Source organism: Vibrio sp. 10N.222.49.C12 (assembly GCF_041475025.1).
Lineage (GTDB): Bacteria > Pseudomonadota > Gammaproteobacteria > Enterobacterales > Vibrionaceae > Vibrio > Vibrio crassostreae_C.
Genome location: NZ_JBFRVF010000014.1, coordinates 25,064 through 41,619, shown reverse-complemented (window position 1 = coordinate 41,619; position 16,556 = coordinate 25,064). Strand labels below are relative to the sequence as shown.

The window sequence follows — 16,556 nt, the reverse complement described above, 5'->3', positions numbered from 1 at the left end:
ATAGTAATCACTTTTGTACATACACGTTTACAGAATAGAGAACCAACAACCGGTGCGCCTTGGTTTATCAAGGTTTCCTCCTTCAGAGCACACCATTTTGATGTGCAAGGAAAGTGGCTCTTTGATAAAAGCGAACTGCTGCTAAACCTAACCTGTACAACAAAGCAAAAAGAGAAGCTGATAAAAGCCAGATACAACGCAGAACACGACTGTTTAACGGAGCTTTATAATCGCCGTGGGATCAGCAACCTTCTAGAAACCAGCATTGCCTATCGCTCACCGTTTGAATTGATGTTTGTCGACCTTGATGGCTTCAAATTAGTTAATGACACTTATGGGCACACTGTCGGAGACCAACTACTCAAACAGGTTGGTGAACGCCTTAAACAGTTGGTTGATGAGAAATGCATGATAGGGCGATTTGGTGGCGACGAATTCATTGTGATTGCCCACACCTGCCGAAATCAAAATATCCCACTACTTTGCTCTCGCATCATTGATGCCTTAAACCGAAGTTTCCATATCAGAGGCATCGGCAGTTTATCTGTCGGTTGCAGCATAGGTACCGCGCATTTCCCTGATAACGCGGTTGACCAAGAAACATTGCTAAAGCAAGCGGGTATGGCGATGCATCTTGCAAAAGCGAATGGTCGAAACCGCTTCCAAACGTTTACCCCAGACTTAGCACAAACCCTGCATCGCAAAGTAGAGATCCGCCATCGACTGGCACGCGCCATAGAAAACGACGATCTCAACCTTCACTACCAACCGATCATGAACACCAACAGCGACAAGGTGAAAGGGTTTGAAGCCTTGCTTCGATGGTCAGACAAAGAGCTAGGTAACATAGGCCCTGATGAGTTTATTAGCTTAGCGGAGGAGACGGGGCAGATTGTACCGCTCGGGAAATGGGTTCTGAACTCTGCACTCAAACAGCTATCGATATGGCAACGTGAGTTTGATAGTGAGTTGATGATGAGTATCAATATTTCGAGTATTCAGATGCACGCGACCTTTGCCGAGCAGCTATTAGCAATGTTGAACTTCTACAATATCCAACCTCAAAGCATCGCCCTTGAGATCACCGAATCTTCCATGATCTTCAAGCATGGTGAAGTCAGGCAAGCGTTAAGCGATATTTCTAAATTGGGCGTAGAGCTTCACCTTGATGACTTTGGCACAGGCTACTCGTCACTGTCGATGTTGCATGACTTACCGATTAGCACCGTGAAACTCGATAAAAGCTTCGTCCACGGTTCACACAAAGGGAGCAAAGCGATTGTCCAAGCCACCCATGCTATCTGTGAAAAATTGGGGCTAAAAGTGGTTGCTGAAGGTGTCGAAACCGAAACGCAAAAAGCGTTCTTAATCGATTGTGGATACCAATATCTTCAGGGATTTTTATTTAGTAAACCAATTCCCTCAAATGAAGTCGAAAGTCAGTTTTTGAATGGTCGACAATCCTACAATTAAAGACTTATTTATCAATAAATTAAGTCGTTTGAATGCTTCCTAAACAATGGGCTGCTGTGGGTGTGTACGCTTACGTATGCTTACATAGCGTTTAACAGTAAGAGGGAATAATTAAGCTATTGTTTATAAAGAAAATTACTTAGAAATTTACACAATAAAACACCAAACCATTATACCCACTAACTGTAATGACTTTGGTATTTAGATTACCCTCATTCCGTCCCTTTAGCAGAGCAAATAATCGGTAACCATGAACAGACAAAACGGCTTCACTCTTTTAGAACTCATCATCTCTGTATTAATTTTAGCGATCGTTTCGGCGACAGCTATGGTCAAGTTCTTAGACGTTCAAGGAAGTGCTCGGGCGAGTAAAATACATGATGTGGCTGGTAACCTTCGCACGGGTATCGATATGATCTACGCGAAGTCAGCGATTGCTGGCGTTGAGGATGAGTGCAACTATGTTGAAAAGACGGAGATTGAGACCTACTACGTTTGTCATGGTTACCCAATCGCCTATGTTGACTCACTAAGAAGACTGCTCAATATCGACGCAACAGAGCTTCATGTCATCAACAAAGAAGTAGACTCTGGCAGCAATGCAGAAAGAGTAGCCGCCATCTCTTTCGACACCGAAAACTACACCTATTCGCCAGAAGGAGACTTTTGTCAGGTGCTTTATCAGCCAGAAAAAGAACCACAGATCGTGGTGCTTGATGGTGCATGTTAAATACTCAACGATTGCACGCTTCCATAGTTAACACAAAGCCACCGCAACAGATCTTTGAATATCATGTGGTTACGCTAACATTTGCTCAAAAATAACACTAATTGATCTAACTTGTTGCTGCTTATACTTTTAGGCAGTGCTCATGGTATAACACCAACCTCATTCATATCTTATTTTCATCACTAGCCGATTAATATTTACATAGACACATATTTGATACATATGTCAATAATAATACCATTAAAATTCTTTAATCAACACATCATGATAAAAATCATCCTTTCCCTATTTTAAATATCCCACCTTAAAGTTCAATTATTTAAATTTCGTAACAGAATAAATTAAAGTCAATCATTCAACAAATATAATTAATTCTATCATTGATTACTTTAATTAAATCACCAAAACAATACGCCACATAAATTATATTAATATTACATAAAATGACATAATTTAATTTTATTATGAAAAATTCTGATAAATCTCACACATCGATAAACCGAATGAATACCATCAGAAGCTACATTAGAAACCTCTAAATCCAGTCGCTAAACCTACCGCGTAGAAGCTGTGAAATGGATAAATACCAAAACAAATGGATAAATCCCCCTTACCCCTTGTAAATCATTGGCTTTCATTTATAAATTCAACTTTTGGGTGAACATCTCCATAACCTTTCATTAAAGCCCAAATTCTGCGATTAGTATCAACATCTTGAGATAAAATGGTGACATTTTGGTTATATTATTTAGATCGAACTCTTGTGTTGAATGAAAATCCCAGCCATCACATATCCATCACACAAATATAATAACTATCGCTTAGGAGTTGAGCTATGCACTGTTCTTTCAATATAAATAACAATAATGAGAGCTTGCAACTAATCTACAATGAAGAAAAAATATACATAAAAAGAGACAGTAATAAGATATCAGAGGAAACTCTTAATAGTAAAGAGAGTTTTGTTTTCAAATACCTTATTGAACACTCGTCAATATCAAACCCTCAATCTGCACGAGATATTGAAGAATCTTTTAAATTACACTTTGACGAAGAGTTTAGCTTATACGCGTTAAAAAATATTATTGCTTCTATAAGAAAGAAATATCGAAGCTTATGTAAGAAAGCGAAGGTAGATAATAATAGCGAACTTATCTCTAACCTTTATAAGGTAGGTTACTTTATCGATCTCGATAAAAGCTCAACCAACCGTATCGCACCTAAGTACGACATCAACCAGTTCAAGCCCAGCCAGTTCGAGATGTTGAAACTGATGTTCAACACCTATCATCGAGAGCTGATTAAGGCTCTGATAGCCGTGTTCACCATCTCTTCCTTTTTCCTATTCGTTGTCTACTTTTCCCAAATCCTTTATACGACGAAGATTGCGAATGAATACAGTGAGAACACCAAACACATTGCCGCAGAAGTCATGGACTACGGTTGCGATAGCCACGGGGCTGTGCACTCGCTAAGGCACTCGCTCAACCTTGATTCTGTCGTCATGACCACACCTTATGACTCCTGCTATATCTCTAAAACACGTTCTAAGATGATAGAGCTCAATCAATTAGACGACTTCTACGATAGTGCTGACTTTGCCTATTCACGCTTCATGGATACCGAGCACGACATTGAGATGGTTGCTCGAATATCTAAACGATCTATCGAAGCTCGATACAAGAACTCACTATTGCCTCTATTAGTCGATTCGATTTCCATCCAGAAGAATGGTTACCACATCTTAAACCTTGGCGAAGAGAGTAAATCTATCTATCAAACCTCCCTACCAACGGGTGCAACCATCACCTTCTACAGTGACGACATTGTTGCACTATGGATTGCGCTTTCTCTGATACTCGCCACCCTGCTTTATCGCTCCTATATTCTGGGTTTCGTGATCTACCTGTTTCGTTGGAAACACATCTCCTTTGAAGAAGAGCCGATCATCAACACCGAAGACAACTGCGTTCTCTACTACGAGTTGTTATCTCGTGTGCGTAACGTTGGCGTTTTAAGCTTCATCAACACCATGAGACGCACCAATTTACTCACCTTTCATACTATTTTACTCATCGAGACAGTCAGAAAAGCGAAGTTAAACAACAGCCATGAGATCTATGGTGTCAACGTGTGTCCGAGTGCTTTGGTAGGGTCGAACTTCGCAAGGCTCAGAGAGCATTTAGCCGCGATGGAAGCGAATGAGTTTGTCGTAGAGATTACTGAATATTCGAACATTGGCTATGGGTGTGAGGTTATCGATAACATTAAGGATATCAAAAAGCTTGGTATCACTATCGCTCTGGATGACTTTGGTACGGGCAATAACAACATCGAAATCATCAATGTTATCTCTCCGGCCTATCTAAAACTGGATCGTTGCTTTGTTAAGGATATCGAGTCAGGAGAGCATCATCAGGGTGTATTGCTCAATATCTCGGAGATTGGACGCCTATCAAATATCACAATGATTTATGAAGGTGTCGAGACGCGTAGGCAGCAATATATCTTGTGTCAGTTAGGCTACAACTTACATCAAGGTTACCTATATAGCCGGCCTAATGACTCAAAGGAGCAATAGGCCCAGCCTAATAGAAATCTTGATCAGCAACCATTCCCTATTCAAATAATCATCGCTTATACAGCTGCTTGAGAGCCCACAAGGATGTAGGCTTCAAGTGCCCTCCCCACCAAACGTGCTTTATCTAAACATAAAAATACCCGATGCACTTTCATAAAATCCTTGCCAACTCGAATAAATAGGTTAGTGTTATACACATGTATATCACCATGCAGTTTTAATTATGACCGAATGGAAAGACGACCAGCCGATCTTTAGGCAGCTTGCCGCCAAGATCAGTGACCAAATTCTTCAGGGTGTTTGGCTAGAGCTACAAGCATTGCCCTCTGTGCGTGCGGTTGCCGCCGATCTCAAGATCAACCACCTTACTGTCATGAAAAGCTACCAGTTACTGGTGGATGAAGGCTTGGTAGAGAAAAAACGCGGCCAAGGCATGTATGTGGCCGAAGGGGCACTTCAAAAATTGAAAGAGTCCGCACACCAATCATTCATCAACACACAGATCCCAGCCATCGCTGAGACGCTAAGCATCATTGATATGAGTGTCGAAGAACTCGTGAAACAGCTAGCACAACATATAAAGGACAAGTCATGAGTACGTTACTTTCCGTGAAAAACGTAACCAAAACCTATTCAAATCAAGTGGGTGTCGAGAACATCAGCTTTGAGTTAAAACCGGGGCAAGTGCTTGGACTGCTGGGCCATAATGGCGCAGGGAAATCGACACTGATCAAATCACTGCTTGGTGGACACAACTATCAAGGTGAGATTGAAGTAAACGGCTACCACCCTATCCACCAGCACGCAGAGCTCATGCAGCACTTGTCGTACATCTCAGATGTTAACGTGTTACCAGAGTGGATGACGGTTAAACAACTGCTTCGATACACCCAAGGTGTACACCCTAGCTTCAACAAGCAAAAAGCAGAACAGACGCTAAGCAGCACCAACATCAAGCTCTCTTCGACTATCAAGCAGCTTTCTAAAGGGATGAAAGTACAACTTCACCTTGCGATCATCATCGCGACTGACACCCAAGTGTTGATCTTAGATGAGCCTACACTTGGCCTAGATTTACTGTACCGCGATACTTTTTATCGCCATCTACTTGAGTGGTTCCACGACGGCGAACGCGCCATGATCATTGCAAGCCATGAGGTTTCAGAGATTGAACATTTATTAACGGATGTTCTGATTTTAAAACAAGGCCATTGTGTGCTGCAAAAGAGCATGGAAGACATCGAAAATGACTATTTCATTATCGAAGTCGCAAATAACCATTCAAGCGAGATACAGAAACTCAACCCACTGACCTCGCAATCAGGCCTGGGCACCACTAAGTGGTTATTGGAAGGTCAATACAAAGCGCAGGTTGAATCACTGGGTAACATCTATAACGTTGGTCTCGCAGATCTATTCCTTGCAACACAGACGGAGAAGGCATAATGCATCCAAGTTTTTACATGCTAGAAAAAGAACTCATCGAGCACAAAATTAACACTCGATTGCCTCTGTTTGTCGCGTTATGTGGTTTCTTACTGTTCGTTAGTCTGTTCTTCAATGGCGCAGCACAGCATGAGTTTTTCTTCGAAATGCAAGTGAACGGTGACGTGAGCGACATCCACAGAGAGTTCGCACAAGACCTCAACTCAGTGATCTACTTTGGCGCGGGCCTTATTTCACTGATCCTATCAACGCTTTACATCCCTAAAACGCTGCGTAAAGAGCGCCAAGAAGGCAGTTCGATGTTTTGGAGAAGTATGCCGGTATCTAACGCAATGACTCACGGTGTGAAACTCGGCTTCGGTTTAGTGGTGATTCCGGCTATCTGTGCATTGTTAGTACTGTTCGCAGATTTTCTATTCTGGATATTGAACGTCTCAAGTGAACAACAACTGGCGCTATTGGTTGAACAACAATCTCTGTTTTATGTGCTGAGCAACTGGGTCGTGTTTTTTGGACGAATGATGTTAGTTGCACTGGTTTTATTGCCACTGGCAACCGTCACTCTAGCGATTTCGCAGCTGGTAAACTCTCCATTGCTTGTCATTTTCATCTCAAGCTATGCGATTAAGTTCCTCTCTGTCGCAGTGTTTGGGTTCTATGGCATCAATGACTTCCTATCTCTCATCGCGTCATTACCAATGAATGTACTCATAGCAAGCAACCCATTAAGTGCGATTGCAGAAGCGCCGATTTTATCTTTAGGTATTTACGCACTGATCGGTGTTGGTGGCTATCTACTGAGCCTAAAGCTAAATAGAACGGACGATGTGAGCTTAAAGACGCTGTTCCAACGTTAGAGTCTATCCTAAGCACGAGCCTTTATCGGGCAGTCACATCAGATATCAAAATCTAAATCAAAGCTTCTGAGAAATCGGGAGCTTTTTTATTATCAAGACGTTAACGAGTACAGGGATGCGATAACAAGGAACAAGGAACAAGGAACAAGCTTTAGTTTGGGGTAACAGGTTTAACAAACGAAGATAAACTTAGAGGAGGTATTAATGAGCTGACATTGAATTGCATTGTTGTTAATGCCTGCCAGCTCTTTGGGGATGATTTCGTTAGTCGCCGACCAGATGAAGGTCCTTGAGAGTGCTAATGAAATCAGTTTGTTGCGTTTTACATTTGATTAAGCTTTTCAGCTTTTAAAGCTCTACGATTAAAGCTTATTTCTTTGATGCTTCTTTTGACGTGTCTTTCCAGTATTGGATACGAACGCGATGAAGCTGTGCTCTTCTCATTTTTTTCATAAGGGATATTTCCTTTTCTTTAACTGCTCTTCATGAGCTATTTTTATTGCCAACCATTCGAATCTAACGGTGTTTGATGCCCAGTTCAATGATACAAATCACAAAATATATAGAGTTTTTAGTACCATTTACATCAAAGTATGACCTAGATATCAACTATGGCTCAATTCAATCCTATGAGCCGCTGTTCAAAATTAAGGTTAGTTCTCTCAGATGACAAATTCATTTCAGTATCAATACAGTTCAATGATACTAATTTAATAGACCGGACCAACGCTGATTTAGTTCCAGTGTCTTATCATTTGTTGATTACATCACCTTTAAAGTTACGGTGTAACTAAAAAATACATTCAATGTGAACTAATAACCGCCACATTAGCCTATACGTTACAACATCAAAATGGGATTATGTTTGTAACGGATAGAGCTTTTGATAGAAAAAAGCCGTAATGGACCAAATTAAATAGACGTAATTAAATGGACGTAATTATGAGTAAAGTAATTCTGCAAGGGCATATTCTAGTGCCAGACAACGACCTAGAAGCAGTGACACATGCCTTGGTTGTGCACAAAGAACTGACACTAGAAGAACCTGGTTGTATTGTGTTTCGAGTCAGTCAAAGCACGCTTCAACCTAATCGCTTTGAAGTGTATGAAGAATTCACTAGCCGAGAAGCATTCGAAATGCACCAACAGCGAGTAAAAGCCTCTGAATGGGGTGAAATCTCCCAGAACGTGACACGTCATTACCAAGTCACTGATGTTCCGACATCATAATGATACATCCGCTAGCCAAACGCATCGTCACGTTGATCAAACAAGATCCCTTACGAATGAAGGTTTTAGACTGTGTCGCTCAGTTGGATTTGCCGCAGTGTTATGTCGCTGCGGGCTTTGTGAGAAACCTCGTTTGGGATCACCAGCATGGTTATGCCTCCCCGACTCCATTCAATGATATTGATGTGATCTACTTTGATCCCATTGATACCTCTTACGAATCGGATCTTAGATACGAGGCTCAGCTTAAACAACGGTTACCCGAACTGAATTGGCAAGTTCGCAATCAAGCCTACATGCACACCAGAAATGGGGATGAACCTTACCAAGGCTCATTGGATGCGATGAGTTATTGGCCAGAGAAAGAAACCGCCGTCGCCGTGAAACAAAGCCTCCATGGAAACATCGAGTGTATTTCTGCCTTTGGCTTAGAGAGTTTGTTTGATTTGCAAATCACACCCAATCCAAAGCGTAGCCGAGATATCTTTGATCAAAGAGTGCAATCCAAAGGTTGGCTAACCCAGTGGCCCAAGTTAACGATGAGTCACAGTTAACTAGCAGTCGAATTCAAACGCTAAAACCATTGACTAAAAGTCCAATCAGATCGAACATGCCCCACTTATTAGCTTATTAAGTTAGTAATTAACCAACTCATCAACCACGCGTGGCGACTAGCTGCTACGCTCTCTCGTCATACTGAGTAACGACCATGAACCAACAATACATGCTGCAAGCACTCGAAGCTTCGCGCCAAGCCTTACCTGATTGCCAACCAAACCCGCCAGTAGGCTGCGTTTTGGTGAAGAACGATAAGGTGGTGTCTGTTGGGTACACGCAAAAAGTCGGCGGAAACCACGCCGAGGTTGAAGCACTGAATAGTTATAACGACAAAACGGACGGAACAATGGAGGGGGTTACCGCTTACGTAACTTTAGAGCCATGTTCGTTTGTCGGCAGAACACCCGCTTGCGCCAATACATTGGTTAAAGCAGGTGTAAAACACGTGGTAGTAGCGATGCTAGACCCAGACCCTCGCAATAATGGTCGTGGTGTTGCGATCCTTGAATCGCACGGCGTGAAGGTGGATGTGGGGTTATGCCAAGCGCAAGTGAGTGCTTTTCTAACCCCATATCTTGGTAAATCTTAACTCTTAAACAGCCAACGCTAGCTCAATTTGACTCGATAAAGCGGATTGACTGGCTTACCGACAAAGTATGACCAAATATGATCGTAGACGGCATGTTGGTTGGGGAACGGCGCTAACGCTTTTGCTTCTTCTAAATTGCACCAACGGTACTCAGTATGCTCGTCATTCAGTTCAATCGCTTGGTTGGGTGGGCATAGCACCGCAAACACAGGGATTAGCTGAATCACATTCACGTGCGCCTCGTAAAACTGCTCCAAAAACTGCGCGTTATACAAAGCTTCCACTTTAATTTGGGTCTCTTCTTCAAACTCGCGCACGATAGCCTGCCAGCCTGTTTCACCTGCTTCAATGGAACCTGCGACATGGCACCAAAACTCGCCCTTCACACGCTTCATTAGTAGCATTTTCATTTGTCCGTCGATCTCTGAAATAGCGACACCAGATACAATCGAAGTATTGAGTGGAATCATAACGTTACCTTAGGTTGAACAAGAGGGCGGCAAGGCTACCACCCTTCGTTTGTGAAGTTACCTTCTATGATTAAAAACGAGAAGTTACTCATCAATTAATGAAGTTCAAACCATAACTCATGGGGTCCGTGTTAACCGTCTCGCTTAGCTATCCTGTAATAGAACCATTTCTTATTTGAGGCGTATTTCGATAAAGAGTAGAATCGCCGCCTTGTACTGTGTTTAAAGCCTTTAAACATACACAGTAGACTCACAACCATTTATCACCACGATATAAGTATTAATACGACTATGCACTCATCAAAACCAACGCACGACTCAGAAAACAGCCACACACCTGAGCATTGCTTCACTCGTTTTCAACAGCCGATCGAGTCATATTCGTTGCCTGAGCGTTTCACCTTCCCGTTCTATTATGAACCACACGCACTGTGTGAAATCGCCTCTCATCAGCTTCAACAATATCTAGAAACTCAAACCGACTGGCAGCATGACTTCGGACTTGATACTGACGCTGGTCGCGGCAAAATGTTTGGTGTGTTATTGGTGAAAAGCCCTGAAGGTGAATTGGGGTACTTCTCTGCTTTTTCAGGGAAAATCGCCGACCAAAACCTACTGCCTCACTTTGTACCGCCCGTGTTCGACATGCTCAGCAGCGACAGCTTTTTCCATCAAGACACAGCCGACATGATGGCTGTCAACGCTGAGTTTAAAGCGCTGCAAGCAAATACTGAATACCTTGAATTGTGCGAGCAACTGGCACAGCAAAAAGCGCAAGCCGAGCAAGAGATTGAAGCTCAACGTCTATTGATTATTGAAGGCCGAAAAACGCGTAAAGAACAACGTGAACAAGGTAAAGAAAACCTTGATGAGCAAGCTTTCGAACAGCTAAATAATGAGCTAAACAAAGCCAGTGTTGCCGACAAGAACCAGCAGAAGTACCTAAAACTTAACTGGGAACAGACCCTGCAAGTGTTGCAAGCTAAAGTTGATGTGTTCAACACTCAACTGGCTGAGCTAAAAGAGCAAAGAGCACACATTTCTCATCAGCTTCAACACAAGTTGTTTTCACAATACGCTTTCCAAAATGCGGAAGGAAACGTTGAAGACCTTAACCAAATCTTTGAAAACACGCCAAACAAGATACCACCAGCTGGCTCTGGTGAATGCGCTGCGCCTAAATTGCTGCAATACGCGTACTTACATGGTTACACGCCACTGGCATTGGCTGAATTTTGGTGGGGCCGCTCTCCAAAGTCGGAAATCCGCAAGCACAAGAAATACTACGCTTCTTGTCAGAGTAAATGTGTGCCGATTTTAGGCCATATGATGAAAGGCCTAGAAGTCGATCCAAACCCATTGCTAGAGAACCCAGCAGAAGGCAAAGAACTGGATATTCTGTTCCAAGATGAGCACATCGTGGTAGTACACAAGCCAGCAGGTTTTCTATCCGTGCCGGGTAAAACCATCAAAGATTCCGCCTACACACGTGTTCAAGAAATGCATCCCGATGTTGAAGGCCCATTTGTGATTCATCGCTTAGACATGGCGACCTCTGGCATTCTAATCTTCGCTCTCACACGACGTGCGAACAAGAGCTTACAGAAGCAGTTCATTACTCGTGAAGTCGAAAAGCGTTACGTGGCAATGATTGAAGGCGTTCTAACAGAAAATGAAGGCTATGTTCGACTACCATTACGTGGTGATTTGTATGACCGCCCTCGTCAAATTGTCTGCTTCGAACACGGCAAGCCAGCAGAAACCAAATGGGAAGTGATTGAGCGAAACGGGCAAACCACTAAGGTTTACCTGCATCCTAAAACAGGGCGTACACACCAGTTGCGTGTTCACTGTTCACACCAAGAAGGCCTTAACACGCCTATCGTCGGTGACGGCTTGTATGGCAATAAAGCCGACCGATTGCACTTACACGCAGAAAGACTTGCGCTGCACCACCCAGTCACCAAAGAGTGGATGGAATTCCAGTTCGACGCCGAATTCTAAAATCTCTCATTAGTACCGAGCTTTGATAAGGAGTCACAACCGCTTGTGGCTCCTACCTCTTTTGGGTATATATCCACGCTTATTGCACTACATCAATATTCACTTTGTTGTGAAGAGTAGCATGCCCACCTTCTTCTCTCCTTGAGGCCTTTGATATGTCATCAGCTGCTTTGAATTTACAACCTAACAAACTGACTTCCCAATTAATTGCAACTCAAGCACCAAGCTTGAAGCCAATTACATCCAAAAAGCCAGACTTAAACTCGGCAATGCTTAACTTAATTGAAGAAGTTAAAAACGAACTCCCACTTTACGAGTCAGAGACGTTTATCTGTGGTCCAAAAGGAAATTGCTCGGGTTGCTCTAAGAAACTACTTGAGATGGTCGACAGCGAGTTAATGTATTGGGAGCACAGTATTTCCATTGGCCAAGGTCCTAACTTCGAGGAACTGCGCCGCTTTGGTAAACTATGCAGCAGCGTTCGACGTGGTTTAGAGCGTAACGGTTTAGTCGAAAAACGCCCAAAGAAAAGATAACAAGCCAAGTCGATAATCATTACAATGTGTCGCTGGCGATTACAAGCTACCCTGATTGGGCTGGAAACCTATATTTACATGCTTATATTTCAGATCCGACCTTGCATTAAATTACCCATACAAAACGAGAGAAAAGTCACAATGTGGCGTTAATTTCGTATCAAAATAGCACACGGTAACCGATATTACTGCCACTTAATCACACGCCTATAGAACCAAGAATGTTTCGCTCCATTTTTACTTTTTTGATACTTATTTTTAGTACTTGCCAAATAACTTACGCTGAACCTTTAAGATTGCCAGGTAAACCGAATGACAAAAAACTGCACCTTACTTTGGTTCAAGAAATTGTTAATCGCTCGAGCCGATTCGATGAAATCGAGTTTGTCTATCAAGCAACAGGGGAACCTGCTCAATCAAGAGTTATGGCGGATTTAGAGTCGGGAGAGATTGACCTTTATTGGTCAGCGACCAGTCTCGACATGGAAAAACGCTTTGCTCCAATATTGTTCCCTATATATCGAGGAATGCTTGGTATGCGAATCGGATTAATTCATGAAAAAGATAAACAATTACTCGCAAACGTAAGATCTAAAGCGGATTTCACGCGCTTTAAAGTTTGTTCAGGGAAAACATGGCCAGACACATTCATTCTTGATGCCAATGGTATAAAAACCGCTAAATCGCTTAAATATCCAAATATTTTTGAGATGATGCTTGCTGGTAATCGGTGCCACTTGTTTGCTCGTGGTGTCATGGAACCATTTGCAGAAATGCAATCATACCCAGAACTACCTTTAGCTGTTGATAGTCATGTCATGCTCCGCTATCGCATGCCATATATGCTCTTTGTCCAAAAAGAAAACACAGAACTTCAGCAACACATCACAGAAGTGGTTGAAGAAATTTTCGCTGATGGCACCTATGAGAAACTCTTTTTCGAAGACTCCGAAGTAAGAATGGCGCTCTCACGGGCCAACCTTTCAGAGCGAACTATTATCGATCTTGAAAATCCATATCTGACCGAAGACACCCGCTCTATCCCAGAAAAATATTTCTTTGATCCGCTTGCCAACTGAGTACATTTTTATGAACCAAATAACAAAAAAAATGGTTTTACTGATCGCTGCAGTGATGCTTATTGTTGCTGCTATCGCTTTGCCAATCCAATTTATGATTAACCAATCAAACGTTACTGATAAATCTTCACAAGAAATCCAGCGTATAACCTCTGAATTAAGTGTGATATTGCAAGAACCTGTTTATGCATACGATAAGACACTGATACTTAATATCATTGAAGCGTATTCAAATAATGACGTAATCGCAAACATTCAAGTGCTCGATCAAAATAACAACATATTAGGTAGTGTTAATCCACGTGACATTGATGAATCCTCATCGATGGCTATTTCATGGGATTCATTGCCTATCGGTAAAGTTAATGTTGGTTTTAACCATGATGTGACGAATGCTAATTTAATGAACTCTATGCAACTTGCGATTAGTATTTTGCTTTGCATATTTATTGCTAGCCTGATTCTGATTTCCATAGTCCTCGATAGAAAAGTCGTCAGGCCCATCAAAAACATGGCTGATTCAATGAATGAAATTGCTTCTGGTGGAGGAGACCTCACTTCACGTGTTGCGGAAGTAGGCAATGATGAAGTCACATCACTTGCGAAAGCATTCAACCAATTCGTTGCTACTATTCAATCTATCATTCTCGAAACATCGAACACGACCAAACTGTTGGATAAGAGTGGCCACGGTATATCGCAACTACGTGATGAAATGAACCAACAAAGCCAACGACAATCTTTGTTAACTCAAGAAAGTTTGCACAGCATTGAGCAATTTGATTTAGCAACCAAAGAAATTGCTGTTCATACGGAAAATACGCTGTATCAATCAAATGATGCACTCGAGCTTTGTCAGCAAAGTGGTCACACAATCGATATCAATGAACGTAATATTGATGACTTGGTCGTAAGTCTGGAAAGTGCAGCGGAATGTGCGAATTCACTAAAAGTAAGCAGTGATGATATAGGTCGAGTGATTGTAGTCATCAAAGCGATTGCGGAACAAACTAATTTATTGGCATTGAATGCAGCTATTGAAGCGGCACGGGCCGGTGAGTCTGGCCGTGGTTTTGCGGTTGTTGCGGATGAAGTGCGCTCATTAGCGTCTAAAACCCATGATTCAACCAATGAAATTGAATCTATTATTGAACGCCTACAAAAAGAAGCAAACGAGTCATTTGTTGCAACACAGAGCTCGAAAGCTTTAGTGGAGCAAACAAAAACCAGCGCAGATGAAATACAGCAAGCACTATCGAGCATTATCTCTTCCGTAACGTCCATCAATGGCATGGTAGATTCTGTTGCATCCGCCTGCGAAGAGCAGTCAAACGTTAGTTCAAAAGTCGCAAATGACATGCAGTCTCTTGATAGTAGTGCAAAAGAACTAGTTAACGTGAATGACGATTTGGCAAACGTATCCAATGATATCTTGACGCAAACTACTGTCCTCTCCACTCAGATTGCTAAATTTAAGTTCTAAGTATACCCTCAAGCCAGCATAGGTACTTGCTGGCTTGAACCTTTCAACTCGATGTTAAACATTTAGAGGTCACAAATCCTTGCTGATTTTAGAGCTTTGAGATAACTAATCATACAAAACCTAAAGATACTATCACACCAATTAAAAACCTATTTTGGACAACGGAGAGCCACCTTGAAGAGACCACAACCAGTACTGGGAAAGACCGGTATGCTATTTTTTCTCGTCATAATAAGTGCTTTCCCTCCATTGACCATCGACCTTTACTTACCTGCACTTCCGCAGATGGTCGAGGTGTTTAATACTGACCGATCCATGGTCAACCTAACCCTGAGCAGCTACTTCGTTACTTACGCTATTGGTCTTTTATTTTGGGGGCCGCTCAGCGAGAAATTCGGTCGTAAGCCGATCCTATTAATTGGATTAGCGGGTTATATGGTCGCGAGCATATTGTGCGCGATGACCAATAGCATCGAACAGTTAATTGGTGCTCGTGTATTCCAAGCCTTTGCTGGTAGTGCTATCACCGTTATCGCTACCGCCATTGTCAAAGATCTTTATGATGGCAGAGAACGTGAAAAGATCATGGCGACTATCATGTCACTGGTGATCATCGCGCCAATGGTTGCGCCTGTATTTGGTGCCTTTCTACTGAAAATTGCGTCTTGGCGAATGATGTTCGTCACCCTCGCCATTTTTGGTGCATTTGCGTCAGTATTAGCTTGCTGCTATCGAGAAACGCTCGAAACCAAATACCAAGGTTCCATGTTCCGTTCATGGGGAAGAATGGGCGTGGTCATGAAAAACCGCTCGTTCCTCAAGCTACTGGTCATTTTCTCTATCATACCGATGGCGTTGATGGGCTTTCTTGCGGCGGGTTCTTATATCTACATCGATCACTTTGGATTGACCGAAAAACAGTTTAGCTACGCGTTCGCATTCAATGCATTATGCGCCTCATTTGGTCCAACAATTTACATGAAGTTGTCCTACCGAATGCCGGTTCAAAAGGTCATCTCAGGATGTTTTGCTTTATTGGCGCTTGCGGGCATCTTCACCCTAACCATTGGCGACCTGTCCCCTTGGTTCTTTATGTTCATCGCTGCTCCAGCAACATTAATGGCGATCATCATGCGAGTACCGGGCACCAACTTAATGTTGAATCAACAAGATCATGACACGGGCTCTGCCGTCGCACTGATACAGTTCTTCAGCATGATTTGTGGCTCGCTTGGCATGGTATTAGTTTCAATCCGCCCAGAGTCACTGATTGAAAACCTAGGCTTTATCCAATTATCCATCGGTACGCTAGGCGGCCTGATGTGGCTAATGGTCAGAAACAAAGAGTTCGTGACTAATAAGCTGAATTAAAGCTCTCAAGCCTAATTGTCATTCACACTACAATAAACTTGAAAACCGCTATAACGAAATTAGAAACCGTCTACATAGGCGGTTTTCTTGTATTTGAAGACGTACATTGAATTTTCAAGCCATGAGTTTCACGCACAAAAAAGCTCCTA

General features: G+C 42.4%; 14 protein-coding genes and 1 pseudogene. 14 read left to right on the top strand and 1 reads right to left on the bottom strand.

The features are described 5' to 3' along the window. Positions 1 to 84: 84 nt before the first annotated feature. The 9 genes and pseudogenes from AB4583_RS04445 to AB4583_RS04405 all read left to right on the top strand — a co-directional run. Positions 85 to 1,473 (top strand): annotated as a pseudogene (locus AB4583_RS04445) (putative bifunctional diguanylate cyclase/phosphodiesterase); the annotation flags it as partial. A gap of 250 nt (positions 1,474 to 1,723) precedes the next feature. Further along, on the top strand, positions 1,724 to 2,203 hold the full coding sequence (locus AB4583_RS04440) for a type II secretion system protein (RefSeq protein WP_017060589.1): 480 nt from the start codon (positions 1,724 to 1,726) through the stop codon (positions 2,201 to 2,203). Positions 2,204 to 3,038: 835 nt separating this feature from the next. Then, positions 3,039 to 4,784, top strand: a complete 1,746-nt coding sequence (locus AB4583_RS04435) for an EAL domain-containing protein (protein ID WP_372051322.1) — start codon at positions 3,039 to 3,041, stop codon at positions 4,782 to 4,784. Positions 4,785 to 5,007: 223 nt separating this feature from the next. Continuing rightward, complete coding sequence (locus AB4583_RS04430) at positions 5,008 to 5,379, top strand: GntR family transcriptional regulator (protein ID WP_017060587.1); 372 nt, start codon at positions 5,008 to 5,010, stop codon at positions 5,377 to 5,379. After that, a complete protein-coding gene (locus tag AB4583_RS04425; RefSeq protein ID WP_102321049.1) occupies positions 5,376 to 6,230 on the top strand; it encodes an ABC transporter ATP-binding protein in 855 nt (284 codons plus the stop codon). Before AB4583_RS04430 ends, AB4583_RS04425 begins: the two co-directional genes overlap by 4 nt. Then, on the top strand, positions 6,230 to 7,087 hold the full coding sequence (locus AB4583_RS04420; RefSeq protein ID WP_017060585.1) for a hypothetical protein: 858 nt from the start codon (positions 6,230 to 6,232) through the stop codon (positions 7,085 to 7,087). The genes AB4583_RS04425 and AB4583_RS04420 overlap by 1 nt, the downstream gene beginning before the upstream one ends. 942 nt (positions 7,088 to 8,029) lie before the next feature. Next, positions 8,030 to 8,317, top strand: a complete 288-nt coding sequence (locus AB4583_RS04415; protein ID WP_017060584.1) for a putative quinol monooxygenase — start codon at positions 8,030 to 8,032, stop codon at positions 8,315 to 8,317. Continuing rightward, the gene (locus AB4583_RS04410; RefSeq protein WP_108207690.1) at positions 8,317 to 8,871 is read left to right on the top strand and encodes a nucleotidyltransferase family protein; all 555 of its coding nucleotides are present in this window, start codon (positions 8,317 to 8,319) and stop codon (positions 8,869 to 8,871) included. Before AB4583_RS04415 ends, AB4583_RS04410 begins: the two co-directional genes overlap by 1 nt. A gap of 155 nt (positions 8,872 to 9,026) precedes the next feature. Further along, the gene (locus AB4583_RS04405) at positions 9,027 to 9,464 is read left to right on the top strand and encodes a bifunctional diaminohydroxyphosphoribosylaminopyrimidine deaminase/5-amino-6-(5-phosphoribosylamino)uracil reductase RibD (RefSeq protein WP_108099750.1); all 438 of its coding nucleotides are present in this window, start codon (positions 9,027 to 9,029) and stop codon (positions 9,462 to 9,464) included. 17 nt (positions 9,465 to 9,481) lie between these two features. Here the strand turns inward: AB4583_RS04405 and AB4583_RS04400 are convergent, their stop codons facing one another. After that, positions 9,482 to 9,934 (bottom strand): NUDIX pyrophosphatase, encoded by a 453-nt coding sequence (locus tag AB4583_RS04400; RefSeq protein ID WP_017069219.1) that lies wholly within the window; start codon positions 9,932 to 9,934, stop codon positions 9,482 to 9,484. A gap of 291 nt (positions 9,935 to 10,225) precedes the next feature. On the opposite strand from AB4583_RS04400, the gene AB4583_RS04395 reads away from it, so the two are divergent. The 5 genes from AB4583_RS04395 to AB4583_RS04375 all read left to right on the top strand — a co-directional run bounded on the left by AB4583_RS04395 (position 10,226) and on the right by AB4583_RS04375 (position 16,407). Then, positions 10,226 to 11,938, top strand: a complete 1,713-nt coding sequence (locus AB4583_RS04395; RefSeq protein WP_372051321.1) for a pseudouridine synthase — start codon at positions 10,226 to 10,228, stop codon at positions 11,936 to 11,938. A gap of 155 nt (positions 11,939 to 12,093) precedes the next feature. Next, on the top strand, positions 12,094 to 12,474 hold the full coding sequence (locus tag AB4583_RS04390; RefSeq protein ID WP_372051320.1) for a hypothetical protein: 381 nt from the start codon (positions 12,094 to 12,096) through the stop codon (positions 12,472 to 12,474). A 221-nt stretch (positions 12,475 to 12,695) separates the two neighbouring features. Continuing rightward, on the top strand, positions 12,696 to 13,553 hold the full coding sequence (locus AB4583_RS04385) for an ABC transporter substrate-binding protein (RefSeq protein WP_017066686.1): 858 nt from the start codon (positions 12,696 to 12,698) through the stop codon (positions 13,551 to 13,553). Positions 13,554 to 13,563: 10 nt separating this feature from the next. Next, positions 13,564 to 15,036, top strand: a complete 1,473-nt coding sequence (locus AB4583_RS04380) for a methyl-accepting chemotaxis protein (protein ID WP_017069216.1) — start codon at positions 13,564 to 13,566, stop codon at positions 15,034 to 15,036. A gap of 210 nt (positions 15,037 to 15,246) precedes the next feature. Next, positions 15,247 to 16,407 (top strand): multidrug effflux MFS transporter, encoded by a 1,161-nt coding sequence (locus AB4583_RS04375; RefSeq protein ID WP_372116567.1) that lies wholly within the window; start codon positions 15,247 to 15,249, stop codon positions 16,405 to 16,407. Positions 16,408 to 16,556: the final 149 nt, after the last annotated feature.